Annotated in this window: 20 protein-coding genes; 13 read left to right on the forward strand and 7 right to left on the reverse strand. The window is 59.3% G+C overall.

The window, feature by feature from the left end; translation table 11 throughout:
- The first annotated feature begins 768 nt into the window (after positions 1 to 768).
- Together ACZ9H4_RS29450 and ACZ9H4_RS29455 are read left to right on the forward strand one after the other, a co-directional pair.
- Positions 769 to 1,632, forward strand: a complete 864-nt coding sequence (locus ACZ9H4_RS29450) for an IclR family transcriptional regulator (RefSeq protein ID WP_476122190.1) — start codon at positions 769 to 771, stop codon at positions 1,630 to 1,632.
- A gap of 52 nt (positions 1,633 to 1,684) precedes the next feature.
- Positions 1,685 to 2,464 carry an IclR family transcriptional regulator gene (locus tag ACZ9H4_RS29455; protein WP_476122192.1) on the forward strand — a complete coding sequence of 260 codons (780 nt, stop codon included), beginning with the start codon at positions 1,685 to 1,687 and terminating at the stop codon, positions 2,462 to 2,464.
- Positions 2,465 to 2,582: 118 nt separating this feature from the next.
- Here the strand turns inward: ACZ9H4_RS29455 and ACZ9H4_RS29460 are convergent, their stop codons facing one another.
- The 5 genes from ACZ9H4_RS29460 to ACZ9H4_RS29480 all read right to left on the reverse strand — a co-directional run bounded on the left by ACZ9H4_RS29460 (position 2,583) and on the right by ACZ9H4_RS29480 (position 8,679).
- The gene (locus ACZ9H4_RS29460; RefSeq protein WP_476122194.1) at positions 2,583 to 4,256 is read right to left on the reverse strand and encodes an MFS transporter; all 1,674 of its coding nucleotides are present in this window, start codon (positions 4,254 to 4,256) and stop codon (positions 2,583 to 2,585) included.
- A 107-nt stretch (positions 4,257 to 4,363) separates the two neighbouring features.
- Positions 4,364 to 5,296 (reverse strand): electron transfer flavoprotein subunit alpha/FixB family protein, encoded by a 933-nt coding sequence (locus ACZ9H4_RS29465; RefSeq protein WP_476122304.1) that lies wholly within the window; start codon positions 5,294 to 5,296, stop codon positions 4,364 to 4,366.
- Positions 5,297 to 5,416: 120 nt separating this feature from the next.
- On the reverse strand, positions 5,417 to 6,166 hold the full coding sequence (locus tag ACZ9H4_RS29470) for an electron transfer flavoprotein subunit beta/FixA family protein (RefSeq protein WP_476122196.1): 750 nt from the start codon (positions 6,164 to 6,166) through the stop codon (positions 5,417 to 5,419).
- A gap of 33 nt (positions 6,167 to 6,199) precedes the next feature.
- Positions 6,200 to 7,396, reverse strand: coding sequence for an acetyl-CoA C-acetyltransferase (locus ACZ9H4_RS29475; RefSeq protein ID WP_476122198.1), 1,197 nt, complete (start codon positions 7,394 to 7,396; stop codon positions 6,200 to 6,202).
- Positions 7,393 to 8,679, reverse strand: a complete 1,287-nt coding sequence (locus ACZ9H4_RS29480; RefSeq protein WP_476122200.1) for an acetyl-CoA hydrolase/transferase family protein — start codon at positions 8,677 to 8,679, stop codon at positions 7,393 to 7,395. The genes ACZ9H4_RS29475 and ACZ9H4_RS29480 overlap by 4 nt, the downstream gene beginning before the upstream one ends.
- Before the next feature lie 399 nt (positions 8,680 to 9,078).
- On the opposite strand from ACZ9H4_RS29480, the gene ACZ9H4_RS29485 reads away from it, so the two are divergent.
- Genes ACZ9H4_RS29485 through ACZ9H4_RS29520 form a run of 8 tightly spaced genes read left to right on the forward strand, consistent with a single transcriptional unit; the run spans position 9,079 to position 17,450 of the window.
- Complete coding sequence (locus ACZ9H4_RS29485) at positions 9,079 to 10,050, forward strand: HTD2 family dehydratase (RefSeq protein WP_476122202.1); 972 nt, start codon at positions 9,079 to 9,081, stop codon at positions 10,048 to 10,050.
- A 3-nt stretch (positions 10,051 to 10,053) separates the two neighbouring features.
- On the forward strand, positions 10,054 to 10,878 hold the full coding sequence (locus ACZ9H4_RS29490; RefSeq protein WP_476122204.1) for an HpcH/HpaI aldolase/citrate lyase family protein: 825 nt from the start codon (positions 10,054 to 10,056) through the stop codon (positions 10,876 to 10,878).
- Between the two features lie 21 nt (positions 10,879 to 10,899).
- Positions 10,900 to 12,858 carry an AMP-binding protein gene (locus ACZ9H4_RS29495; RefSeq protein ID WP_476122206.1) on the forward strand — a complete coding sequence of 653 codons (1,959 nt, stop codon included), beginning with the start codon at positions 10,900 to 10,902 and terminating at the stop codon, positions 12,856 to 12,858.
- Between the two features lie 52 nt (positions 12,859 to 12,910).
- Positions 12,911 to 13,693 carry an SDR family oxidoreductase gene (locus ACZ9H4_RS29500; RefSeq protein ID WP_476122208.1) on the forward strand — a complete coding sequence of 261 codons (783 nt, stop codon included), beginning with the start codon at positions 12,911 to 12,913 and terminating at the stop codon, positions 13,691 to 13,693.
- Between the two features lie 52 nt (positions 13,694 to 13,745).
- Positions 13,746 to 14,576 carry an enoyl-CoA hydratase/isomerase family protein gene (locus ACZ9H4_RS29505; RefSeq protein ID WP_476122306.1) on the forward strand — a complete coding sequence of 277 codons (831 nt, stop codon included), beginning with the start codon at positions 13,746 to 13,748 and terminating at the stop codon, positions 14,574 to 14,576.
- Positions 14,577 to 14,585: 9 nt separating this feature from the next.
- Positions 14,586 to 15,785: a CaiB/BaiF CoA transferase family protein gene (locus ACZ9H4_RS29510; protein ID WP_476122210.1), complete on the forward strand. Its 1,200-nt coding sequence runs from the start codon at positions 14,586 to 14,588 to the stop codon at positions 15,783 to 15,785.
- Positions 15,786 to 16,220, forward strand: coding sequence for a cupin domain-containing protein (locus tag ACZ9H4_RS29515; protein WP_476122212.1), 435 nt, complete (start codon positions 15,786 to 15,788; stop codon positions 16,218 to 16,220).
- A 45-nt stretch (positions 16,221 to 16,265) separates the two neighbouring features.
- Positions 16,266 to 17,450: an NADH:flavin oxidoreductase/NADH oxidase gene (locus tag ACZ9H4_RS29520; RefSeq protein ID WP_476122214.1), complete on the forward strand. Its 1,185-nt coding sequence runs from the start codon at positions 16,266 to 16,268 to the stop codon at positions 17,448 to 17,450.
- A 63-nt stretch (positions 17,451 to 17,513) separates the two neighbouring features.
- Here the strand turns inward: ACZ9H4_RS29520 and ACZ9H4_RS29525 are convergent, their stop codons facing one another.
- Both ACZ9H4_RS29525 and ACZ9H4_RS29530 read right to left on the reverse strand, forming a co-directional pair.
- Positions 17,514 to 18,392, reverse strand: coding sequence for a MaoC/PaaZ C-terminal domain-containing protein (locus ACZ9H4_RS29525; protein ID WP_476122216.1), 879 nt, complete (start codon positions 18,390 to 18,392; stop codon positions 17,514 to 17,516).
- A gap of 55 nt (positions 18,393 to 18,447) precedes the next feature.
- A complete protein-coding gene (locus tag ACZ9H4_RS29530) occupies positions 18,448 to 19,353 on the reverse strand; it encodes an SDR family NAD(P)-dependent oxidoreductase (protein WP_476122308.1) in 906 nt (301 codons plus the stop codon).
- A gap of 341 nt (positions 19,354 to 19,694) precedes the next feature.
- Here ACZ9H4_RS29530 and ACZ9H4_RS29535 point away from each other — a divergent pair, with 341 nt between their 5' ends.
- From ACZ9H4_RS29535 to ACZ9H4_RS29545, 3 genes are all read left to right on the forward strand, one after another.
- Positions 19,695 to 20,849 carry an acyl-CoA dehydrogenase family protein gene (locus tag ACZ9H4_RS29535; RefSeq protein ID WP_476122218.1) on the forward strand — a complete coding sequence of 385 codons (1,155 nt, stop codon included), beginning with the start codon at positions 19,695 to 19,697 and terminating at the stop codon, positions 20,847 to 20,849.
- A 40-nt stretch (positions 20,850 to 20,889) separates the two neighbouring features.
- Positions 20,890 to 22,053 (forward strand): acyl-CoA dehydrogenase family protein, encoded by a 1,164-nt coding sequence (locus ACZ9H4_RS29540; protein ID WP_476122220.1) that lies wholly within the window; start codon positions 20,890 to 20,892, stop codon positions 22,051 to 22,053.
- Between the two features lie 329 nt (positions 22,054 to 22,382).
- Positions 22,383 to 24,023, forward strand: coding sequence for an electron transfer flavoprotein-ubiquinone oxidoreductase (locus ACZ9H4_RS29545; RefSeq protein ID WP_476122222.1), 1,641 nt, complete (start codon positions 22,383 to 22,385; stop codon positions 24,021 to 24,023).
- Positions 24,024 to 24,082 lie beyond the last annotated feature (59 nt).

A 24,082-nucleotide genomic window follows, 5' to 3' on the forward strand; every position in this document is an offset into this window, starting at 1 on the left:
CACCAAACCATTCGCCGACTCGTGCCAGTAGAAGCGCAATCGCGAAACTACCCTCGCACGCCACACACGATCCTTTCCTTGCGATGGACATAGAGTGCGCATCGGCTATGCAGAGAAAGAGTTTTCTCGTTGCGCGGAACGTGCGTCTGTCAGATTGATCTTTGCTTCACCTCAGAAGAAAATCATGACTCCAGTCCCGTTTGGCTGCAATGCCGAATGCGACGCGTTGACGGAGTGCGTAGTCGATGACGAGGTTGGACCCGGAGGGCTAATAATGACGGAGACATGGCGACATATGGCATCGCGGGCGGCGCGACAAGACCAATGGGTCCTTTCAGCAATGCTCTCTCTGGCGCGTTGGTACCGACTCTCTAAGTGCGAATACGGTCAACCCAGAGGCGTCACTCGTATGACTTGCCATTTTCATTCCCGGAAGCCCATCTCAGCGCAATGGTGTTTGAGCACGGCGTTCCGTACTTCGTCGCTTCGACTTTGTTCCCGATTGACCGCTTATCCCAGCGCTACGGCGGCCAACTGCCGGCCCCTACAATCCTATGAGTTTTTCATTGTACGGAACATCTTGATGTAATGAATTGACCGGCCGTCGAGTGCGTCGGTTAATATCACGTAGAAATCTCGCACGAGCCACGTGCGTAGCGCATATAAATGCAGCACTACAGTTTCCGGCACCGTCCGTCAGCCGCCACCCATTCTGAGCAGTCGGTGCGCGCGCAGCGACTCGGTGCCGTCATCGGAGCAACCCCGCCAATGTCGTCGATCAAAAGTTCAACTTCCGCTAGCGGGGCGCTGACAGATGGGGCGCAGGAAGCTGTATCGTCCGACAAAGAGACCAGCCGCGATCATCGCCTTGAAGGCACGATGGTGATGCCTCTCGCTCGCGGCCTCGCGATACTTTCTTCCTTCACGCCCCGACAGCCATGGATGAGCAACCAGGAGATCGCGCTCGAAACGGGTATCCCGACTGCGACCGTTTCGCGAATGCTCCACTCTCTTGTTGCAATCGGCTATCTGCGGTACTCGGCTGAGCGTCGCAAATATCGGCTCGCAGCTTCGGTCCTTTCGCTAGGATATGCAGCCATCGCGCACTCGAGCGTTCAACGACTGGCGCGTGTCGAAATGCAAAGCTTTGCTGATGTGAGCGACACCTATCTCGTGCTGGCCATGCGCGATCGTCTCGATGTCATCGTTCTGGAAACCTGCGCGAGCAAGCTGACATCTCCCAATCTCGAACTCTCCGCTGGCATGCGCTTGCGCATCGCGTCCTCTCCTATGGGGTGGGCGTTGCTCGCCGCGCTGCCGGAACTTGAGCGGTTTTACCTGCTTGGCAACATCGAGCGAAAAATGGGCCGTCAGTGGTCGCATCTGCGCCGCCGAATGGGCGAAGGAATTTCGCAGGTGCAGAACCAGGGCTTCTGTGCTTCGTTCGGTGATTGGGAGCCCGAGCTCGTCATTGTTGCCGCACCTCTCACCATTGCCGACCACACTCCGCTTGTTCTTGCGTGCGTGGGACGCAGTTCGAAAACGGGTCGCGCACGCGTGGAACGTGAGCTTGGGCCACGCCTCGTGGCGACTGCCGCCTTGTTGCAGGACCGGGCGCTGGTTACTGAATAGCGCGGCGCTTTCCTTGTGAGTCGACCTTATAGATCCGTTGGATCCTTGACACGTGGACGAGACGACCAAAGTGACCATGACGTTGGAGCGCGGACTAGCGGTATTGCGCGCCTTTCATGCCGAGCGCATGCCGCTGTCGAACGCCGAACTGGTGCGCCGCACGGGACATTCCAAAGCGACAATTTCGCGGCTCACCACCACGTTGATCCGGGTGGGTTTTCTACGGCGCGTAGGCGGGGGGCGTCAGTTCGAACTTGCGACGGGCGCACTGAGCATCGGCCACACCTATCTTCAGGTAAATCCGATTACTCAGGTGGCGCAGCCGATCATGCAATCGTTGGCCGACAAGTTGAATGTGTCGGTTGCGCTGGCGACAGCCGACCATCTCGACATGCTCTACATCGGATACTGCACAGGAGCGCGAATTGCAACGTTGCGACTTGGCGTTGGATCGTTGTTGCCAATGGGCTCAACGTCGGTGGGGCGTGCATACCTATGGGGACTGCCTGCCGCCGAACGCCGGTCGTGCATCGAGTTGATCAAGGCTGCAACCGGCCGGCACGCCAACAGCGTACTGTCTGGAATCGATGAGGCGTTCAAGGATCTCGAAGAGACTGGCGTATGCATGTCAATCGGCGAATATCAGCGCGATGCATATGGAATCGCGCTGCCCATCGAAGTGGGCCGGGAGCGCACCTTGATGACGCTTAGCTGCGGCGCTGTCGAGGTTGAACCGAACATTGCGGCGTTGCGCAGGCGTATTGTTCCGTCATTGAAGATGGCCGCTGCCAAAGTCACTGCTTTGCTTGCGGACGTGGAAGGCTTACCGTGAGCAAGGTATCGCACGTCTCATATGCACTAACGAAAGTAAGTTCATTCAATGGTAGAAGGTTGAAATGGCCGGGTGCACTGCGCACCTGCGGCCATTTTTTGCAATGCGGTGCAGGTGACTACTCGGTAATATCGACGTCGCGTGTTTCACGGAAGAAGAGAATAAGGGCAATCAGCGAAACCAAGGTCCAGCCTAGCGGATACCACAAGCCCGAGAAAATGTCGCCAGTCTGTGCGGAAATGGCAAACACAAACGTCGGAAGTAGTCCGCCAACCCAGCCGGTCGCCAGGTTGTAGGGTACCGACATCGACGTGTACCGGATGCGGGTCGGAAACATCTCCACAAGTGCGGGTCCGATCGTCATGACGGTCAGTATCGAACAACTGAAGAATAAGACCAGCAGCAGGAACACCATGGGCCCATTGAAGGTTGCGGGGTCGCTGTGGATGGGGTAACCCTGAGCCGTCAGCAATTCGCGCAACTGTCCTGCGAAATGGGTAGCTTGCATTTTCGCATTTGATGCCGAGAGGCCGGCGGCGTCATATCCTTGCAGTTTGCCACTCCCAACCTGAATGACGGTAGCGGTTGAGCTGCTGCTGCTGTCCACGACGCTATAGCTCACTCCGGCCGTCGCCAGGGCTTGCTTAGCTGTGTCGCACGGCGAGGAAAAACGACGGTTGCCCAGCGGGTTGAACATCAGCGAGCAGCGTGAGAGATCAGTCTCGACCGTGACGGGAGCATTTGACTGCGCGGCTGCCAGTGCGGGATTGCCAAAGTGTTCGAACCCGCGGAACACTGGGAAAAGCAGTACTGCTGTTGCCATGAAGCCAATAAAAAGGGCAGGTTTGCGTCCGATTCGATCGCACAGCCAACCGGCAAGTGGAAACATCGGCAGGCAGACGGCCGTTGCGAGTAGCACGACCGTATTGACTGTTTTCGGGTCCACTTTCAACGTCTGCGTCAGGAAGAAGGTCGGATAGAGTGCAGCCATGTAGTACATGGAGGTCATGCCGGCGCAGAGACCGAAGGCGACGGCAAGCCGACGCAGGTTGCCTGCATCAAGGAACGTGTCCCTGATTGGTGACTTCGAGAGTTGCTTGTTTAGGCGAAGTTTCTTGAACGCTGGTGACTCTTCCATCCGCAAGCGCATTGCAAGCGAGATGATGAGCATGATGATCGAGCCAATGAAAGGAAGTCGCCAACCCCACACGTCGAATGCATCGCCCGAAATTTCACGCGCGGCGAGGATCACAAGGAACGACAGGAGGAGCCCGGCCGTCGTTGCCGCTGTGGTCCACGACATGTTCAAACCGCGGCGTCGCCCCGGCGAATACTCGGCGACATAAGTCAGCGCACCTGTGTATTCCCCGCCCGCCGCGAGGCCCTGCAGGATGCGCAAGCAGATGAGCACAATGGGAGCCACGATGCCAATTGATGCGTAGGTCGGAAGCAAACCGGCGCCAACGGTGGCTACGCCCATCATGCAGATGGTGACTACAAACGTGCGCTTGCGGCCAATCATGTCACCGATGCGACCAAAGATGAGCGCGCCAAGCGGCCGCATCATGAAGCCCACAGCAAATGTCAGCAGCGCAAAAATGAAGGCCGTCCCGGCATCGACGCCCGAGAAGAACTTCGCCGCGAGAACGGTTGCCAGCGAGCCGTACAAGGCAAACTCGTACCACTCGAAGGCGGTACCGATGGATGCCGCCCATATCGCCCGCGACATAGGGGCCGCCTTCTCAGGCACGGTCTCCAGTGTTGCGGTCTCCAAACCTCTCGGGTTGTTCATAAAGTGTCTCCTGACTCAGAACCGGGCGCTTCTTCGCCGCCGTCGGTCCCATGGGTGTGGGCCGGGATGGCCCGAAGTGATACCTGCGCCTGAATGCTGTCCAACGATTAAATGTGTGCCGCGATTTCCGGTACGGCTTCGAACAGGTCCGCCACCAGACCGTAGTCAGCAATGCTGAAAATCGGTGCTTCCGGGTCTTTGTTGATGGCAACGATGACCTTCGAGTCCTTCATGCCGGCAAGATGCTGGATGGCGCCCGAGATACCGACAGCCACATACAGTTGCGGTGCGACGATCTTTCCGGTCTGACCTACCTGGTAGTCGTTCGGCACATAGCCCGCATCGACAGCTGCGCGCGACGCACCCAGCGCGGCATTGAGCCTGTCGGCGAGCGGTTCAAGGACTTTCGTGTAGTTTTCACCGCTGGCCAGCCCCCGGCCGCCCGATACGATGACCTTCGCCGACGTCAGTTCAGGTCGGTCGAGCTTTGTCACTTCACGGCTGACAAACTGGGAGATACTGCGCTCGCCTGCCGCTTCGATTTTTTCGACCTTTGCGCTGCCACCTTCCGTCGCGACCGCATCGAAAGCAGTCGTGCGGACGGTAATGACCTTTACCCGGTCAACGGATTGGACCGTCGCGATAGCGTTGCCCGCGTAGACCGGGCGCTCGAACGTATCTGCCGCATTGACCGCGGTAATGTCGCTTATCTGTGCAACGTCAAGCTTTGCGGCAATACGCGGTGCGATGTTCTTGCCGTACGCGGTGGCGGGAGCCAGGATGTGCGTGTAGTCCTTCGCGATGTTCTGCACGGTAGCTTCGACGTTTTCTGCCAGACCTGCTTCAAGTTGGGGCGCGTCGGCAAGCAACACCTTGCCCACACCCTTTATCTTTGCCGCTGCGTCTGCCGCGGCTCGTGCGTGATGACCGGCCACAAGCACGTGAATATCTCCGCCGATTTCCTGCGCCGCTGCGATGGTGTTTAACGTTGCCACTTTAATCGACACGTTGTCGTGTTCAGCTATTACAAGATTCGCCAGATTCGCCAGATTCGCCAGATTCGCCAGATTCGCCATTTACTACATCTCCACAATTTCTCTGTTTAACGTGCACAGCATGCGAAATTCTCCGGGCCTGCGGAGTTCATCCGAAGCCGATTCTTAAAGCACCTTCGCTTCCGTTCTCAGCTTACTCACGAGTGTTTTCACATCCGGCACCTTCACTCCAGCGGAGCGCCTGGTGGGCTCGGCGACTTTCAGCATCTTCAGGCGCGGTGTCACGTCAACCCCGAGGTCTTCGGGATTGATGGTTTCGAGCGGCTTCTTCTTCGCCTTCAAGATGTTGGGCAGCGTCACGTACCGCGGCTCGTTCAGGCGCAGGTCCGTCGTGATGACAGCGGGCAGTGTCAGCGAAAGTGTTTCAGCCCCACCGTCTAATTCGCGCGAGACAATGGCTTTGCCGTCAGCGATGACAACGTTCGAGGCGAACGTCGCCTGCGGCAGATTTGCAAGCGCTGCGAGCATCTGACCGGTCTGATTTGAGTCATCGTCGATGGCCTGTTTGCCGAGAATGACGAGCTGCGGCTGTTCCTTGTCGACGAGCGCCTTCAACAGTTTCGCGACCGCGAGGGGCTGCAGGTCTTCGGAAGATTCGACAAGGATTGCGCGGTCCGCGCCAATCGCTAGCGCTGTGCGTAGCGTCTCCTGCGCTTGTGAGACGCCGCACGACACTGCAATCACCTCGGTTGCGATACCCGCTTCCTTCAACCGTACGGCTTCTTCCACCGCAATCTCGTCGAACGGGTTCATGGACATCTTCACGTTCGCGATGTCGATACCGCTACCGTCTGACTTCACCCGGACCTTCACGTTGTAATCAACAACCCGCTTGACGGGGACAATAATCTTCACGATAAAACTCCTCTTTTTTTGCTAAAAACGCGCTTAGGCAGCCTCGAAGATTGCTGCCATGCCCTGACCGCCGCCGATACACATCGACTCGAGTCCGTAGCGCGCGTCGCGTCTGCGCAGCTCGTGCAGCAGGGTGGTGAGCATGCGAACGCCGGTTGCACCAATCGGATGGCCAAGTGAGATACCCGAGCCATTGACGTTCAGCCGCTCCGGGTCATTCCACTGCCAACCCTTGAGGACTGCGAGCACCTGGGTGGCAAAGGCCTCATTGAGTTCGACGAGGTCAATCCTGTCGAAAGAGAACCCGGTACTGGCGAAGAGCCGCTCGACCGCAGGTACCGGGCCTATGCCCATCTTCGACGGTTCGCAACCCGCCGCTGCCCAGCCCACCAGGTACCCCATCGGAGAAAGCTCAAGCTCATCGAGCTTGTCCTCTGCGACGATGAGGCACGCGGCAGCGGCGTCGTTCTGTTGGCTTGCATTGCCGGCCGTCACGGTGCCGTCCTTGATGAGCGGTCGCAGCTTCGAGAGACTTTCAACTGTCGCGTCAGCACGAAAACCTTCGTCGCGATTGAAGAGCGTCGGCTCGCCTTTCTTCTGAGGCACGGAGACCGGGACGATTTCTTCGTCGAATCGACCGTTCTCCCAGGCCGCGGCGGCGCGCTGGTGGCTGCGTGCTGCAAACTCGTCAGCCTGTGCGCGCGAAATGTTGAATTCTCCAGCGAGGTTTTCAGCGGTTTCAATCATCCCGGAGATGTATCCGAAGCGTTCCTCCGGTTGTGAGCGCTCGCGACCCCGTTCGAGCCGGTCATGAAAACGGGTCGAACCTGAGCGTTTGCCCCAGCGCATGTCGGTCGAGTAATACTCGATGTTGCTCATGCTCTCGACGCCGCCTGCCAGCACAACGTCTGCCGCACCCGACTGCACCATCATCGCGGCCGTCACGATGGACTGCAGGCCGCCGCCACAGCGACGGTCCGTCTGGAGACCGGGTACGCTGACGGGCAAGCCTGCATTCAGCGCGGCCCACCGTCCGATGCAAGGCGTTTCGCTGTTCGCGTAAGACTGGGCGAATACCACGTCATCGATACGATTCGGGTCGATTCCCGTGCGTTGCAGGATGGCCTGAATCACTGCATTGGTCAGGGATTCAACGGGTACATTGCGCAGACTGCCCCCAAAGGTGCCAACGGGGGTGCGAACCGGCGCGACAATCGCGGCGCGTCTCATGAAATCTCCTTTTGTCTGTTCGGGCGCCCGGATACGGACACTGCACGTTCAAGTTCGTCGCGGTCGTCCGGATGGGCGATCGCGATGAGGGAATCGACTCTTTTTGACAGCGGCAGCGCGCGCAGGTCCGCAACGCCATGCTCGGTGACGATGACCGCGGCGTCGCTGCGCGGCGTGCTCACGGGTCCTTCGATGCGGGGAACGATGCGAGCGCGCGCGCCGGCTCGCGACGGCAGGACGATGATGGGAATTCCGCCGCGCGAGCGTCGTGCACCACGCATGAAGTCCATTGCCCCGCCGACCGCGCCGAGATAGCGGTCGCCCGCTGTTTCCGCGTTTATCTGTCCTGTAAGGTCAATCTCGATCGCGCCATTGATCGCGACAAACTGGTTCAGGGATTCGAGGACCCGGATGTCGTGGGTGTAGCTGGTAGGTCGGAACTGAACCAGGCGATTCCGGTGGGCAAAGCGGTGAATCGTGTCGGAGCCCATGATTGTTCCCGCCACGGTGAAACCTGTATCAATTCCTTTGCGTGAGTTGGTTACCGCGCCCTGCTGCATCAGGCAGGCGACAGCGTCACCAATAGCGCCGCTATGTATGCCCAGCGCGCGATGATTCGCGAGCGCCGAGAGGACTGTCTCGGGTAGCGCGCCTATGCCGCACTGCAACGTGGAGCCGTCGTCAACGAGTTCCGCGACGCGAGCCGCAATCGCGCGCTCGGCTTCTCCTGCTTTTGACACGGGAGCATTGGGAAGCGCTCGCGAGGTATTGACCATCACGTCAAAGTCTTCCGCGCGGATTGTTCGTGAACCGAAGGTCCAGGGAGCCTGGTCGTTCACTTCAGCGATAACAATGCGCGCGGTACCGAGTAGCGGCACAAGATATTCATGACTTGCCGATAAGCTGTAGTTGCCATCGTTGTCAGCAGGCGCAACCTGAAGCAGAAGAACATCTACACGGCTCGGTCCGCTTGCGAAGAGCTGTTCAAACGACGAGTAATGCGCGGGCAGAATATCGAGCACCCCCGCCTCAGCGAGACGACGATTATTTGCTGCGCCACAATAAGACCTGAAGTCGACCACATCGGCGTGATGCGGCCCGAGCGTGTCAGCCCATGTCGCGCCAATGAACACAGCGAAGCGTCCGCCAATCGCATGGCGTTGTGCCATCAAACGGCCTGTCAGCGAGACCGGTTCCGCGGAGCACTGGCCCCAGGCCACGGTATCGCCTGGCCTTACCCATGCTGGGAAATGGAGTTGTTCGAGGTCTATCAGACGAGTCATTGTTGAGCCGGTAGGGGATGGTCAGAACACCGTTGTATCGAGCGGACAAGGAAGAAGCGCGAGAACCGCGATGGCCGAAATGCTCATGATGTGTCTCCTTTCGTCTTGTCGAATTCGCGTAGTCACAATGAATGCCGTTGTTCACGCAGTCAACGCGGTCTCGAGATATGTTCCGTACAACGAGAAAACCGCGATTCCGTCAAAAGCAGGGTAAGTTGATGAGCGAGCGCCACACGGGGAGTGGTCTGAGAAACACCTTCTTCACTGTACGGAACGTCTGGCATATCCGCGTTGACTTCGGCACCTCATACGACGCACCATGAACTCCATAAACAGTCGCGGCACAGCGGCCGCAATTCGCGGCCCTAGCTAGCGACGAAGCGATACGGAGACAATCAGATGGGCAAGGTGTTTGATGAGTGGGTAGGGCGGCAACGGCGCACCAAGGACACCGTGTCCATTGCCCCTCTTCAGGGTTTGTACGCAACGCTTAACCGTCCTGCAAAGGAATGGCTGCCCGGCGACATGGCGCCATTGCTAGCGCACTGGATGCTCTTCGGTGAATTCGCTGCACAGGCGGCACTGGGCGACGATGGGCATCCCCGCCGCGGTGATTTCCTTCCTCCCGTTACATTGCCTCGACGCATGTGGGCAGGTGGGCGTCTGCGCTTTCACGAACCGTTGCGTGTGGGTGATGCGCTGACGCGCACCAGCACAATCAAGAATATCGAGGCAAAGTCCGGTAGCACGGGCGGACTCGTTTTTGTCACGGTCCACCACGCGATTGTGCGAAACGACGGCAACTTGCTGCTTGAGGAAGAGCAGGACATCGTATATCGGGAAGCTGCACCAATCCGTGACAATCTGGCGCTGCCTGCACAGGTCAAGACATCTTCGATACAGACAGGCGTGGCGTCCGCGGGGCCGCGCGGCATACTCAACGATGCGGGCGACTCGCAATGGGAGCGTCTCGTCGACCCATCAGCAACGCTGCTCTTCCGGTACTCAGCGCTCACCTTCAACTCACACCGCATTCACTACGACCGCGAATATGCAACGGGCGTCGAAGGCTATCCCGGTCTGGTTGTACATGGGCCACTTCAGGCGACCCTGATGCTTGACCTGCTAGCCGCTTCGCTCCCTGACGCGCGCGTCGCATCGTTCTCGTTCCGGGGGCGCGCACCGCTACTCGATACCAATGCATTCGCTGTGCAGGCGGAGCGGCGGCGGGCAAGCGCGGAGGTATTGCTCAGCACCAGCACAGACGCAGGGCGGATTGCCATGGAGGGCGTGGCGATACTCGGCGAGCCGTCTGACGGGCAGGCACCGGCGGCCACACGCGATGATAGTCGTTCACAGCTTGTGGAGTAACAGATGTCTCAACGCTCATACCTTTTTGTTCCCGCCGACCGGCCGGAGCGCTATAGCAAGGCAATTGCGGCCGGTGCTGATGCGGTCATTGTCGACCTTGAGGATGCCGTCGTCACATCCGCCAAAGATGAAGCAAGGCGGCAGCTTCGGAGCAGCTGGGCGAGCGTATCCGCTCAGGCGCAGACGAGTGGTACGCGAATCCTCATCCGTATCAATAGCGCCGATTCCGGGTGGCTCGAGGAGGACCTTGCGCTTTGCAATACATTGCACCCTGACGGGGTGGTGCTGCCGAAGGCTGCCGATAGCGTGATAGTCGGTGCCGTCGCGTCGCGCATGCCAGCCGTCGCCTTATTGCCGCTGATTGAGACCGCGAGAGGCGTACAGAATGTTGACCAGATTGCGCAGGCGGTGGGCGTTGAGCGTCTGGTCTTTGGTACGGTCGACCTGACGCATGAACTGAATGCGGAAGAGGACGAGCCGCTCGATTACGTTCGCACACGCATCGTCATCGCGTCGCGTGCGGCGGGGCTCGAGGGTCCAATAGACGGTGTTTGCCGTGCAGTTTCCGATGCCTCGCGTCTCCTTTACGAGAGCACGCGGGCATTACAGTTCGGATTTTCCGGCAAGTTGTGCATCCACCCGAAGCAGGTCAACGCCATCAACGACGCATTCAGCCCCACCAGTCAGAAAATTGAATGGGCACAGAAGGTTGTTGCCGCGTACGAGGCGGCTCATGGTGGTGCTGTTGCGGTCGATGGAGAGATGGTCGACCTGCCTGTTTTCCGACGGGCAAAGTCGCTCCTGTCTTCTCTGCATCAAACCAATTAACTTCCTCTACGTGGAAATTCGATGAGTGATTACCTGAGAGATGCATGGCAACCGAGCGCCGATTACATCGCCGCGTCGAACGTAGATGCGCTGCGACAACGCCTGGGTCTTTCCAGCTACGACGCGCTGCTCGCGTTCTCCAACGCGCAGCCGGGTGAATACTGGAAAGAAGTGCTGGACTACTGCGGCATCGTCTGGGACGTGGATTACACGCAATACGTCGACGCTTCCCGTGGGCAGGAGTTCCCGACGTGGTTCCCCGGTGGAAGGCTCAACTGGGTCAAATCGATTCTTAAGTGGGCAGACGACCCGGAGATGGCGACGCGCGATGCCGTCGTGGCAGAACGTGAAGATGGAGCGACTGAGCGGGTGACGTTTGCCGAACTCGCTACCCGAGTGGCGTCCTTCGCAGCAGGGTTGCGCGAAAGGGGCGTGCGGCGCGGCGACCGGGTCGGCCTGTTGATGGAAAACGGCATTGAGGCAACGGTCACGCTGCTCGCCATCGTCTGGAACGGCGGCATCGTGGTGCCACTGTTCAGTGGCTTCGGCGTAGACGCGATTACATCGAGGTTGTCATCATGTTCCGCAAGTGCGCTTGTCGCGACCATCGGCTTTAACCGGCGCGGCAAGTGGGTCGACACGCGCAAGCTGGTGGATGAAGCGCTGGTCCGCTTGCCGGAACTCAAGACCGTCGTCTGGAAGCAGCCGGCCGGGGTAGCCGTGCCATTGGCAGCAGAGTCTGCGGCATTCCAGTCGCTTCACTGGTGGGCGCTAGCTGCCTCAGATGCCGTCGGGATACCCGAATCGATGGCTGCCGACGACCCGTTCATGATTATTTATACCTCGGGGACAACGGGCAAACCCAAAGGGGCAGTCCATACGCATGGCGGCTTCCCTCTGAAAATCGCTCACGATGCAGCCGTGCATTTTGACGTACGGCGTGGAGACGTCTTCTGTTGGCCCGCCGATATGGGCTGGATTGCCGGCTCGCTGGTCATGTCGAGCGCGCTGCTGCGCGGCGCGACGCTCGTCTGTTATGACGGTGCGCCGGACTTCCCTGACTGGTCGCGGATGTCTCGTCTGGTCGAGCGTCACCGTATCACGCACTTCGGCTCGGCACCGACCCTGATTCGCGGATTGGCCGCGAACGGGCCGCTGTCCACACAGGGCGATGTGTCGACGGTGCGACTGCTTATTACTGCCGGCGAGGGTATCGACCCCGAGCATTTTGTCTGGTTCCAGAAGGCTTTTGGCAGCGGCCTCGCGCCAGTCATCAATTACACCGGCGGCACGGAAGTGTCTGGTGCGCTGCTTTCGAGTGTCGTGGTCAAACCTATCAGTCCTGCGGGATTCAATACTGCGTCGCCATCAGTCGCGGCCGACGTTATCAACCTGGAGGGAGCGTCACTCGTGGGTGAAATCGGCGAGCTCGCTATCCGCCAACCGTTTGTCGGCATGACGCACTCCTTCTGGCAGGACGATAACCGGTATCTCGACTCGTACTGGCGTACCGTCCCCGGCACGTGGGTACATGGCGACCTTGCAACGCGCCGGGAGGACGGAACGTGGTTTCTGCTCGGTCGTTCGGACGACACAATCAAGCTCGCGGGCAAGCGGGTTGGGCCGGCGGAGATAGAGGAGGTGCTCCTTGAGCTGCCGGAAGTGGCCGAGGTCGCAGCAATTGGTGTTGACGACGCCGTCAAAGGTCAGAAGCTCGTCGTCTTCATGATTCCGACACCCGAATGGCGAGGCGCAGCATCCGACTTGGAGCGGGCGGTGTCCGCCCATGTCGACGTGCGGCTGGGACGTCCTTTCAGGCCGTCCGCGATTCACCTCGTTACGCAGTTGCCCAAGACCCGAAGCTCAAAAATCATGAGACGCGCTATTCGCAGCGTCTATAGCGGGGTGCCGAGTGGTGACCTGTCGGCGCTGGACAATCCGGCCGCGCTCGACGAGATACGTCTTGCTGCGGCCCATTGAGCGAGCGCCTTTATTTTAACGAGCGGCCAGCCTGCCGCATACGGAAACAGAGATGGAACTTAATCTGAAGGGCAAGCAAGTTCTGATTACGGGAGCTTCGCAGGGCATCGGTGAAGGGTTGGCACTTGCATTCGCGCGGGAGGGGTGTGACGTGCGCCTCGTTGCGCGCTCAGGAGAGAAGCTTCTTGCGGTCGCAGAGCGCGCTAAAGCCGAATGCGGCGTGCGGGCCGACATCCTCCCGATTGATATGTCTCTTCCCGGCGCGATGTCGCGGGTCACCGAATTTGGCGAGGGCGTGGACATTCTGGTGAACAACGCGGGGAGCATTCCAGGCGGCAACCTGTGGGACGTCGATGAGGCGAAATGGCGGGCAGGTTGGGAGCTAAAGGTGTTCGGCTACATCAATCTGACGCGTGCGCTCTACCCAATGATGAAGGCGCGTGGAAGCGGCGTGATTCTCAACAATATCGGCAATGGCGGCGAGAACTTCGATTTCAACTACATCGCTGGCACCACCGGCAACGCAGCTTTGATGGCCCTTACACGCGCACTCGGCGGACCGAGCCTTGCCGACGGCGTGCGTGTCGTGGGTGTCAATCCCGGGCCGGTAGATACCGACCGCATCAACAAGGTTCTCAAGGTGCGTGCCCAACGGGTGTTGGGCGATGCGTCACGTTATACCGAGCTGCTCGAAGGCTATCCGCTCGGGCGTGCCGCCACGGTGGACGAAATCGCCGAACTGTTCGTGTTCCTTGCGTCGAGCAAGTCTGCCTACACGTCCGGAACGATTGTGACCGTTGACGGTGGCATTACCTCGCGCCGGTCTATCGGTTAGTTGGTCAGTTGAACAGGAGCGGCCCAGCACGGGCGGCCCACGCGGAGAAGACATGGCAGAAACATCTGAACCCGGCCTGAAGGCCTACGCATCGTACACAAGCCTGGCGTTTGACCGCCCGGCGTCCGGCGTCTTGCGCATTACGCTCAATCGTCCCGAGAAGCTCAATGCGCTCGATGCGCGTGGGCACGACGAAATCGCGCGCGTGTGGCGTGACGTCGATACCGACCCCTCAGTCAGCGCGGTGCTGCTGTGTGGCGCGGGCCGCGCTTTTTCGGCAGGTGGCGACTTCGAGATGGTCGAAGAGATGATTGATTCATTCGATGCGCGCGCCCGGGTATGGCGCGAGGCCAAAGACCTGGTCTACAACATCATCAACTGCTCCAAACCTATCGTCTCTGCGATTCAAGGCTCAGCGGTTGGTGCAGGCCTTGTAGCCGCGTTGCTTGCCGACATTTCCGTGGCCGCACGCACTGCACGGCTAGTCGACGGCCACACGCGGCTGGGCGTGGCGGCCGGCGACCACGCCGCCATCGTGTGGCCGCTTCTGTGCGGCATGGCAAAGGCGAAATACCACCTGATGCTCTGCGAGCCGGTAACCGGCGAGAAGGCGGAGCAGATGGGCCTGGTGTCGTTGGCAGTTGACGAAGCCGAGCTGCAGGAATCCGCGCTCTCGATAGCCACGCGCCTGGCAAACGGCGCTCCGTCGGCCATACGCTGGACCAAGTATGCGTTGAACAACTGGCTGCGCCAGGCGGGCCCGACGTTCGACGCGTCGCTTGCACTGGAAATGTTTGGCTTTGGGGGACCGGAAGTGCGCGAAGGCGTCGCGTCATTCCGCGAAAAGCGACCACCAGTGTTCTCGCAAGACACGCCGCTCTGAAGACACAGCATGGATACCCCAACAATGCCCAAGGTTCTTGAAGGGATTCGCGTCCTGGATTTCGGACGCTACATCGCCGGCCCATTTTGCGCGGCCTTGCTGGCCGATTTTGGCGCGGACGTTATTCGTATCGACCGCGTCGGCGGTAGTGAAGACCGCTTTGTGATGCCGGTTACCGAGACGGGTGAAGGCGCGTTCTTCCTGCAGGTGAACCGCAACAAGCGCTCGCTGACACTTGACATCGACCGACCGGAAGGCCGCGAAGTCGTGCGCCGCCTGCTGCTCGAGACCGATGTGGTGGTGGCCAATATGCCGCCGCGAACACTCGCGAATCTCGGACTCGACTACGAGACACTCAGCGCAATCAAGCCGGACATTATCCTGACAGCATCATCGGCGTTTGGCTCTCACGAGGACGCGAGCCACCGTGTCGGCTTCGACGGCGTGGGGCAGGCGATGAGCGGCGCGGTGTACATGTCGGGTCTGCCGGATAGCCCAACCAAAGCCATGGTGCCAACGGTGGATTTCTCAACGGCGCTTTCCTGTGCGCTCGGCACTTTGATGGCGCTCTACGAGCGGCGCACCAGTGGCCGAGGGCAGGTTGTCGAGGCGTCGTTGCTGCAGACGGCACTCAATCTCGCGAGCGGTGCGCTCATCGAAGAATCTGCACTGGGGATCAATCGGCAGGCGACGGGCAATCGCAGCCCCATTGCGGGACCGTCTGACATTTTCCGTGTTGCGGACGGCTGGATTATCGTTCAGGTCATCGGGCAGCCGCTCTTTAAGCGCTGGGCACGGCTCATTGGGGCACCTGAACTCCTTGAGGACTCACGGTTTTCCGATGACCTTCGACGTGGCGAAAACGGAGAACTGCTGAGTGCCATGATGGCCAAGTGGTGCGAATCCCGTACACGGGAGTTGGCGCTTGAAGAGCTTGAAGAAGCGCGCATTCCCGCTGGCCCGGTCTACTCTCCGCGCGAGGCGCTCGACGATACGGCCATTCGCGCCTCCGGTGCATTTACATGGATGGGCTATCCCGGGCTTGCCGGCGAGGCGCCCCTCGTGTCTCCGCCTGCAATGCTCTCGCGTACACCTCCAACCATCGACAGGCGCTCCCCGACGATTGGCGAGCATACCGATGAAATCCTCTTGGAGGCGGGCTACGACCTGGCACAGATTGACGTGTTTCGTGAGATAGGAGTTGTTTGAATGAATGCATCCCACGACCATGAGGGCCCGCGAGGGGAAACACGACGGGCGCGGGCCCACATCGAAATGGCGACGGTGCCTGACGAGGGATGGCTTGCGCTGGAAGGGTTCCCTGACGGACTTGAGGTCCAGCCGCTGGCCGATGACCTTGATGAAATAAGGAAACGGGGTGGGCGCTCGCGGCTTGTACGTTTTGCACCCGGCGCTTCTACCAGTCACGCGCTCGTGCACGAATACTGGGAGGAAGTGTTTGTGCTCTCCGGTGACCTCCTTCCGCTTGACGGCGCGATAGACGGTGAAAACGACGCATCTGCGCCCGGAGGGAACGAATATCGGTATTCGTGCAGGCCGCCTGGTACACCTCACGGTCCGTTCCGGTCGCAGCGAGGTTGCGTGCTTTTTGAAGTGCAGTACTTTCTGCCCGACCACAGCTGAGCTGGGGCTAACACCAACGGGCGTCCGCCTGCAAGGAAAGTCGAAATGCCAGGTCTTTTTGATACCCTGAAGCTACGGGGTGTAACACTGCGGAACAGGATTGGCGTCTCGCCAATGTGCCAGTACAGTTCGGTGGACGGATTCGTCAATAGCTGGCATCTGGTGCATCTGGGCTCGCGCGCTGTAGGCGGCGCTGGCCTGGTGGTGACGGAAGGGACAGCCGTTGTGCCTGAAGGACGCATCACGCCGTCAGACCTTGGGCTGTGGGAAGATGCACACACTGCGGGACATCGGGAGCTCGTTCGCTTCATTGCGGCTCAGGGCGCTGTTCCTGCAATCCAGCTTGCCCATGCGGGGCGGAAGGCATCGCGTGTGCCGCCTTGGGAGTCAGACCCGGGGCAAACGCAAGGCCGGCCATTGACGGTGGACGAGGGGGGCTGGCAGCCCGACGGGGCCAGCAGTCTCGCGTTCGATGCAGGCTACACCGTACCGAACGAACTGTCGGTGGGCGGTATTGCGCATGTTGTCGAGTCTTTCGCATTGGCAGCACAACGTGCCGCTGAGGCCGGGTACGAGTGGATAGAGGTCCACGGGGCTCACGGCTATCTGCTCCATTCATTCAATTCGCCCGTCTCGAACACACGCACCGATGCCTATGGTGGCTCTCTTGAGGGGCGATGCAGAATTACGCGCGAGGTCGCACAGGCTATCCGCCGGGTTTGGCCGGACAATCGCGTGCTCGCTTTCAGGCTCTCATTTACTGACTGGGTTGAAGGCGGATGGAGCACCGGAGACACGGTGCAACTGGCGCGCTGGCTCAAGGAGGACGGCGTCGACCTTATTGATGTCAGTTCGGGCGGCGGCGTGCCTCGCCCGCGCATTCCAGTGGGGCCTGGCTACCAGGTGCCGGGCGCCGCGTCGGTACGGCAGGGTGCCGCCATCTCTGTGGCGGCAGTCGGACTTATCGACAAGGCGGAACAAGCCGAGTTGATTATTCGTGAAGGGAATGCCGATGTCGTCATGCTTGCTCGCGAGATGCTCCGCGACCCGTACTGGCCGCTACGCGCCGCAGTGGAGTTGCAACGCAGTGAAGCCGCGCGCATGCCCGTGCAATACAACTCGGCCTGGGGGCACCTCGGCGCTTTCAGTTTTGACCCGATTACGGCGCCCCGCATCACCGAGTCAGGTATCGACCGAGTAGACGGCGCCCGGCGCAACACTCTCGTATAACTAGCGGAATGCGCGAAACGCTCACCTGACTGGATTTGTCAGGTGAGCATTAGCACCCTGGTGCTACGCAAGTTCTGCAATGCCGTTGTTGAGGACTACAGTGTCCCGTTCTAAAGACCTCGAACGGAACGATACGCGTGTGGAGTCCTCGGGATGTGTCCACATCTCCGTGCGAATGGTTTCCCCCGGGACTACTGGAGCGGAAAAGCGGACATGCAGCATTCTCAGGCGTCGTGAGTCGTAGCCGCACATACTCCGGAGGATTGCATGACCGGCTATCCCATAGGTCGCCAGTCCGTGCAGAATGGGACGGTCGAATCCCGCGGCTCTTGCAACTTCGGGGTCCGCATGCAATGGATTGGGGTCGCCGTTAAGCCGGTACAGCAACGCCGACTCGGGACGTGTGCTGATATCGCACACCAGTTCCGGGGGCGTTTGTGGCACGTTCGGCGCAGAGGGTAGGGGGGCGTCACCGGGTTGCCCGTTTTCCGTGAAGCCGCCGTCGCCGCGGCAGAAATTTAACTGTTCAACGCTTGCGAGGAGTGCGCCGCTCTGTTTGTCGAGCACATCGCGCTGGATGAGTACCTGTGCGCCTTTACCTCGACCTTTATCGACAATGGCCTTGATACGGGAGCGGCCTATCACCGTGCCAGCGGAGGGAAGCGGCTGATGCAGTCGGATAAGCTGCTCCCCGTGCACGACCTTGACCCAGTTGATGCCGCTCTCCGGATTCTTCATCCACTGACCGGGAAAGCCCAGTACCGCGGCCATTGTCGGAGCGGCCGAAAGGGTCGGCCCATAGGTGTAATTGAGCGCATCCGGGTCGAGTGGATTGTTACCAAAACCGACGCTCAACGCGTACAGGACTGTTTCGCGTTCGGTGTAGGTGTGCTCGACGTCTTTGAATGGCCAAGCCTTTAACGCATGGTAATCGATAGTCATCGTAACTCTGTCCGAAAAACGCCATGGAAAAGCGAAATCTTGCTCGTTGCGACGTTCACATCGGATCCCAACTGAAGACGTCGCCGGAACGTTCCATCGGCACGAACGAAGCCTTAAGCGCGGGCATACCGTGGGCAGCAATCGATTCTGGACTCCAGCCTTCGCTGCGGTGGACCGAGCGCACCGGGCGCGGCTGGCTCATCAGAAAAATCTCGTTGTTACGTACGGTGAAAATCTGGCCGTTGACATCTTCCGCCGCATCTCCCGCGAGAAATACTGCGAGTGGCGCAATCTTGGCTGGCGTCATTTGTTTGATCTTTTCCACGCGAGCGGCCTGTTCGGGCGTGTCGGTCGGAATCGAGCTGACCATGCGACTCCATGCGAAAGGTGCAATACAGTTCGAACGAACATTAAATTTTTCGAGGTCGAGCGCGATTGACTTAGACAGGCCTGCAATGCCCATTTTGGCTGCGTTGTAATTGGCCTGCGCATAGTTTCCGATCAAGCCAGAGGTCGAAGTCATGTGGACAAACGTGCCACCACCCTGTTCCTTGAAGTGCGGCGCGGCGGCACGGCTCAAGCCGAAAGTGCCGTAGAGATGGACCTTTAGAACAGCGTCCCATTCTTCGTCGGACATTTTGTGAAAGAAGCGATCGCGCAACACTCCGGCATTGTTTACCACGCAGTCGATCCGGCCGAATTCATCCAGCGCTTGAGAAACGATGCGCTCGCCGGCGCCCGTTTCCGCAACGCTGTCCGCGTTCACGGCGGCTTCCCCGCCGGCTTCGCGAATTTCTTCGACGACACGCTGGCACGGTGTCGTGTCGCGGCCCGAGCCGTCGAGTGATGCTCCGATATCGTTGACCAGCACACGAGCGCCATAACGCGCCATTAGCAATGCGATGTCACGGCCGATTCCACCGCCAGCACCGGTAACAATCACCACCTTGCCGGACATCATGTCTTTGTCTTTCACTTCCGTCTCCGTTTCAATGAACTCAATTTGCGCGCGGCACCATGCCCTTCGGAGGTATCGCCGCGGCGTGCGCAAGCATGCTCGCTGTGTGCCCACAATGGCCCCCGGCACGGTGACTGTCAACGCACTCGCTAGTTTTCTTCCGTACTCTGAAATTTCCGGCTGAGCCGACGCCTCGCCGGTGTTGTTGTGCATCTGCGTTTCAAGGAGTTATTTCGAGCAGAACTGCTTCGCCAATGTACGGAACGATTCCACTGATCCCGTTGACGTGGTGATTGCACAAACGCAGCATGAGTGCCTGACAAAGCAATTGGAGACGCGACGAAATGATCCGCGATCACGAAACAATGAACGTACTGCGCGATAACATCGCGCGTTTCGTCCTTGAGCGCCTCATTCCCAATGAGGAAACTGTGGCCGATACCGACGAAATTCCACAGGATATCGTCGACGACATGAAGACCATGGGCCTGTTTGGGCTCACTATCCCCGAGTCCTACGGCGGCCTCGAGTTAACGATGGAAGAGGAGGTGCTCACGATGTTCGAACTGGGGCGTGCATCGCCCGCATTTCGTTCGTTGATAGGCACAACCGTGGGCATCGGCTCTCAGGGCATTCTGTTCGACGGCACGGAGGAACAGAAGGCGCGTTATTTGCCGCGTCTTGCAACGGGCGAGCTGATCGCATCGTTTGCATTGACCGAACCGGAATCTGGCTCTGACGCAGCATCGCTGCGAACGACTGCTAAGCGCGACGGTGACTTCTACGTCATCAACGGCACAAAGCGTTTCATCACGAACGCGCCGCAAGCGGGCATCTTTACGCTTATGGCCCGCACCAATCCCGATGACAAAAGCTCTGGCGGCATCTCTGCTTTTATCGTCGACGCGGGCACGCCTGGTCTGAGCTTCGGCAAGCGCGACAAGAAAATGGGCCAGAAGGGCGCCCATACCTGCGACGTGATTTTCGAGAACTGCAGGGTGCCGGCGGAAAACCTAATAGGTGGAGTAGAGGGCAAGGGGTTTAAGACTGCAATGAAGGTGCTCGATAAGGGACGTATCCACATTGCTGCTATTTGCGTCGCGGTAGCGCAGCGCATGCTCGACGACACGCTGCGCTATGCAATGGAACGTAAGCAGTTCGGAAAACCAATTGCAGACTTCCAGCTCGTTCAAGCGATGCTCGCGGATAGCCGGGCCGAACTGTATGCAGCGCGTTGCATGGTTGTCGACGCTGCACGTCGTCGCGACAACAAGGAGAACGTGAGCACCGAGGCGTCCTGCGCAAAGCTCTTTGCTTCAGAAATGTGCGGCCGGGTGGCGGACCGCGCCGTACAGATTCATGGCGGAGCCGGTTACATCAGCGACTACGGTATTGAACGGTTCTATCGCGATGTGCGTCTTTTCCGCATCTACGAAGGCACTAGCCAGATTCAGCAGCTCGTGATTGCACGCAACATGATTCGTGAAGCGGCGCAGTGATCGCCTTAGGCCTGCTTACCCTTTACAAGAGAAAGAACCCATGAAATTTCCCATCCAAGACAAGTACCAGGAAATCCGCGACGCCTTGCGGGGCTTATGCGCAGACTATCCGGATGAATACTGGCGCAAGATTGATGAAGCGCGCGCTTATCCCGAGGCATTTGTTGATGCCCTGACGAGTGCGGGATGGCTCGCCGCGCTGATCCCGCAGGAATACGGTGGCTCGGGACTAGGGTTGACTGAAGCGTCTGTCATCATGGAGGAAATCAACCGGAACGGTGGAAACTCTGGCTCCTGTCACGGGCAGATGTACAACATGAACACATTGCTGCGACACGGCTCGGAGGAACAAAAGCGTCGCTATCTACCCAAGATTGCCAGCGGTGAATTGCGGCTTCAGTCGATGGGGGTGACGGAACCCACCACTGGTACCGACACCACCAAGATTAAGACGGTCGCCGTGAAGAAGGGCGACCGCTACGTCATCAATGGCCAAAAGGTGTGGATTTCGCGCGTGCAGCACTCGGAGCTCATGATCCTGCTGGCGCGCACGACTCCGGCCGACGAGGTCAAACGGAAGTCTGATGGGTTGTCAATCTTTCTTGTCGACCTGCGAGAAGCTGTCGGTCACGGTCTCACCGTGCGGCCCATTCCCAATATGGTCAATCACGAGACCAACGAACTGTTTTTTGACAATCTCGAGATTCCCGCGGAAACCCTCATCGGAGAGGAAGGCAAGGGGTTCCGCTACATCCTTGATGGCCTGAATGCCGAACGGACGCTGATTGCTGCTGAGTGCATTGGCGATGGTTGGTGGTTTTTGAACCGGGCTTCGCAATACGCCGGAGATCGAATCGTGTTTGACCGGCCTATCGGGCAGAACCAAGGCGTGCAGTTCCCGATCGCGGAAAATTATATCGAGGTGAGCGCTGCCAACCTGATGCGCTTTCGCGCGTGCGAACTCTTCGATGCACATGCGTCATGCGGTGCCGAAGCGAACATGGCGAAGTACCTCGCGGCCAAGGCGTCATGGGAGGCCGCGAATACGTGCCTTCAGACGTTTGGCGGGTTCGGTTTTGCCTGCGAATACGATGTCGAGCGGAAGTTCAGGGAAACACGTCTGTACCAGGTTGCTCCGATTTCGACCAACCTGATTCTCTCGTACGTCGCGGAGCACATTCTTGGGCTGCCTCGCTCATTCTGAGAGTGCGTGCACGGAGGGGTTAATGGATGAATCGACGAATTCATTACTATCAATAGTGAACATTTGGCTGATCTCGAATGGCGCCATACCAACGCGTATCACGCCTTTCCGAACTGGTGATGCCAGGCACGGTAGCGCGGTGCGCGTCGAGGCATCGCGAGCGACCGATGTCGTCGAGATACTTTTTTTCCGACATGAAGACGGAATGTGGCGCGTATTTCCGCAGGAGCCTTTGAGGCCTGTCATTAAATATCTTTGACGTGTGAGGCGACCGACGTGCAGCTCTGCTGCAGGCCGCAGGACAATTGCAGGGAGATGGATGCGTGGTGATGAGAGAGTCGATAGAGTATGACGTTGTAGTTGTCGGTGGCGGCCCAGCTGGGCTGTCTGCGGCGATCCGCCTGAAGCAGCGTGCGTCTGAAAAGGGCATCGAAATCGGTGTGTGCGTGCTCGAGAAAGGCTCGGAAATCGGGGCTCATATCCTGTCGGGCGCGGTGATGGATCCGCGAGCCTTGAACGAGCTGATTCCCGACTGGAAGGAAAAAGGCGCGCCGCTGGACGTCGAGGTCAGCGAGGATCGTTTTCTGTTTCTCTCCGAAACGGGCGCGAAGGCGGTGCCGACTTGGGCGCTGCCGGACAACTTCAGGAATCGTGGTCACTACGTGATCAGCCTCGCGAACGTAACACGCTGGCTGGGTCAGCAGGCTGAGGCGCTGGGCGTGGAAATCTTCCCCGGTTTTCCGGCTGCCGAGATTCTCTACAACGACGACGGTTCGGTAAAAGGCGTCGCGACCGGCAATCTGGGCATCGGCAAGGACGGCGAGCCGACCGAGAACTTCCAGCTCGGCATGGAACTGCACGCGAAATACACGCTCTTCTGCGAAGGCGCGCGGGGGCATCTGGGCCGTCAACTGAACGACAAATTCAAGCTGCGCGAAGGCGCCGATCCGCAGGTCTACGGTATCGGCATCAAGGAACTGTGGGAAATCGATCCGTCGAAGCACAAGCAGGGTCTGGTGATGCACACCGCCGGCTGGCCGCTGGAGAACGACACCTACGGCGGCTCGTTCCTCTATCACATGGATAACAACCAGGTGGTGGTGGGCTTCGTGGTCGGTCTCGGCTACACGAATCCGTACCTGTCGCCTTTCGAGGAATTCCAGCGCTACAAGACGCATCCGGAGATCCGCGCGATTCTGGAAGGCGGCAAACGCGTGTCGTATGGCGCGCGGGCGATCACCGCTGGCGGTCTGATGTCGCTGCCGAAACTGGTGTTCCCCGGCGGCGCGCTGGTCGGCGACGACGCGGGCTTCCTGAACGCATCGCGGATCAAGGGCTCGCACGCCGCGATCAAGACCGGCATGCTGGCTGCTGAAGCGGCTTTTGAAGCCGTACAGGCTGGACGCACCAGCGATGAACTCACCTCCTATCCGGAGTCCTTCAAGACTTCGTGGCTGCACACCGAACTGCATCGCGCGCGCAACTTCAAGCAGTGGATGAGCAAGGGCCTGTACCTTGGCACGCTGATGGTCGGTATCGAGCAGAAGCTGCTGGGCGGCAATGTGCCCTGGACGCTGCATCACCAGTATTCGGACCACGAGATGCTCAAGCCCGCGTCACAGTGCAAGCCAATCACGTATCCGAAGCCGGATGGCAAACTGACATTCGACCGGCTCTCTTCAGTGTTCATCTCGAACACGAACCATGGGGAAAACCAGCCCGCACACCTGACGCTGAAAGATCCTTCGGTGCCGGTGAACGTGAACTGGCAAACCTACGCCGGCCCGGAGTCGCGTTACTGCCCGGCACAAGTGTACGAGTTCGTGAAGAACGACGACGGCGGCGAGCGCCTTGTGATCAACGCGCAGAACTGCGTGCATTGCAAGACATGCGATATCAAGGACCCGACGCAGAACATCGTCTGGGCCACGCCGGAAGGCGGCGGTGGTCCAAACTATCCAAACATGTGATTCGGGACAAGCGCGAGCGCGATAGCCGGGAACCGGAACTCAGAGTGCGCGTTCGTGTC

The sequence above is a fragment of the Paraburkholderia sp. TE9906 genome, assembly GCF_056279605.1.

Bases quoted from the DNA above. Each gene is read 5' to 3' on its own strand.
- ACZ9H4_RS29450 (WP_476122190.1), top strand. From the start codon at position 769: ATGTCGTCGATCAAAAGTTCAACTTCCGCTAGCGGGGCGCTGACAGAT.
- ACZ9H4_RS29460 (WP_476122194.1), bottom strand. From the start codon at position 4,256: ATGAACAACCCGAGAGGTTTGGAGACCGCAACACTGGAGACCGTGCCT.
- ACZ9H4_RS29475 (WP_476122198.1), bottom strand. From the start codon at position 7,396: ATGAGACGCGCCGCGATTGTCGCGCCGGTTCGCACCCCCGTTGGCACC.
- ACZ9H4_RS29480 (WP_476122200.1), bottom strand. From the start codon at position 8,679: ATGACTCGTCTGATAGACCTCGAACAACTCCATTTCCCAGCATGGGTA.
- ACZ9H4_RS29485 (WP_476122202.1), top strand. From the start codon at position 9,079: ATGGGCAAGGTGTTTGATGAGTGGGTAGGGCGGCAACGGCGCACCAAG.
- ACZ9H4_RS29490 (WP_476122204.1), top strand. From the start codon at position 10,054: ATGTCTCAACGCTCATACCTTTTTGTTCCCGCCGACCGGCCGGAGCGC.
- ACZ9H4_RS29495 (WP_476122206.1), top strand. From the start codon at position 10,900: ATGAGTGATTACCTGAGAGATGCATGGCAACCGAGCGCCGATTACATC.
- ACZ9H4_RS29500 (WP_476122208.1), top strand. From the start codon at position 12,911: ATGGAACTTAATCTGAAGGGCAAGCAAGTTCTGATTACGGGAGCTTCG.
- ACZ9H4_RS29505 (WP_476122306.1), top strand. From the start codon at position 13,746: ATGGCAGAAACATCTGAACCCGGCCTGAAGGCCTACGCATCGTACACA.
- ACZ9H4_RS29510 (WP_476122210.1), top strand. From the start codon at position 14,586: ATGGATACCCCAACAATGCCCAAGGTTCTTGAAGGGATTCGCGTCCTG.
- ACZ9H4_RS29515 (WP_476122212.1), top strand. From the start codon at position 15,786: ATGAATGCATCCCACGACCATGAGGGCCCGCGAGGGGAAACACGACGG.
- ACZ9H4_RS29520 (WP_476122214.1), top strand. From the start codon at position 16,266: ATGCCAGGTCTTTTTGATACCCTGAAGCTACGGGGTGTAACACTGCGG.
- ACZ9H4_RS29525 (WP_476122216.1), bottom strand. From the start codon at position 18,392: ATGACTATCGATTACCATGCGTTAAAGGCTTGGCCATTCAAAGACGTC.
- ACZ9H4_RS29530 (WP_476122308.1), bottom strand. From the start codon at position 19,353: ATGATGTCCGGCAAGGTGGTGATTGTTACCGGTGCTGGCGGTGGAATC.
- ACZ9H4_RS29535 (WP_476122218.1), top strand. From the start codon at position 19,695: ATGATCCGCGATCACGAAACAATGAACGTACTGCGCGATAACATCGCG.
- ACZ9H4_RS29540 (WP_476122220.1), top strand. From the start codon at position 20,890: ATGAAATTTCCCATCCAAGACAAGTACCAGGAAATCCGCGACGCCTTG.
- ACZ9H4_RS29545 (WP_476122222.1), top strand. From the start codon at position 22,383: ATGAGAGAGTCGATAGAGTATGACGTTGTAGTTGTCGGTGGCGGCCCA.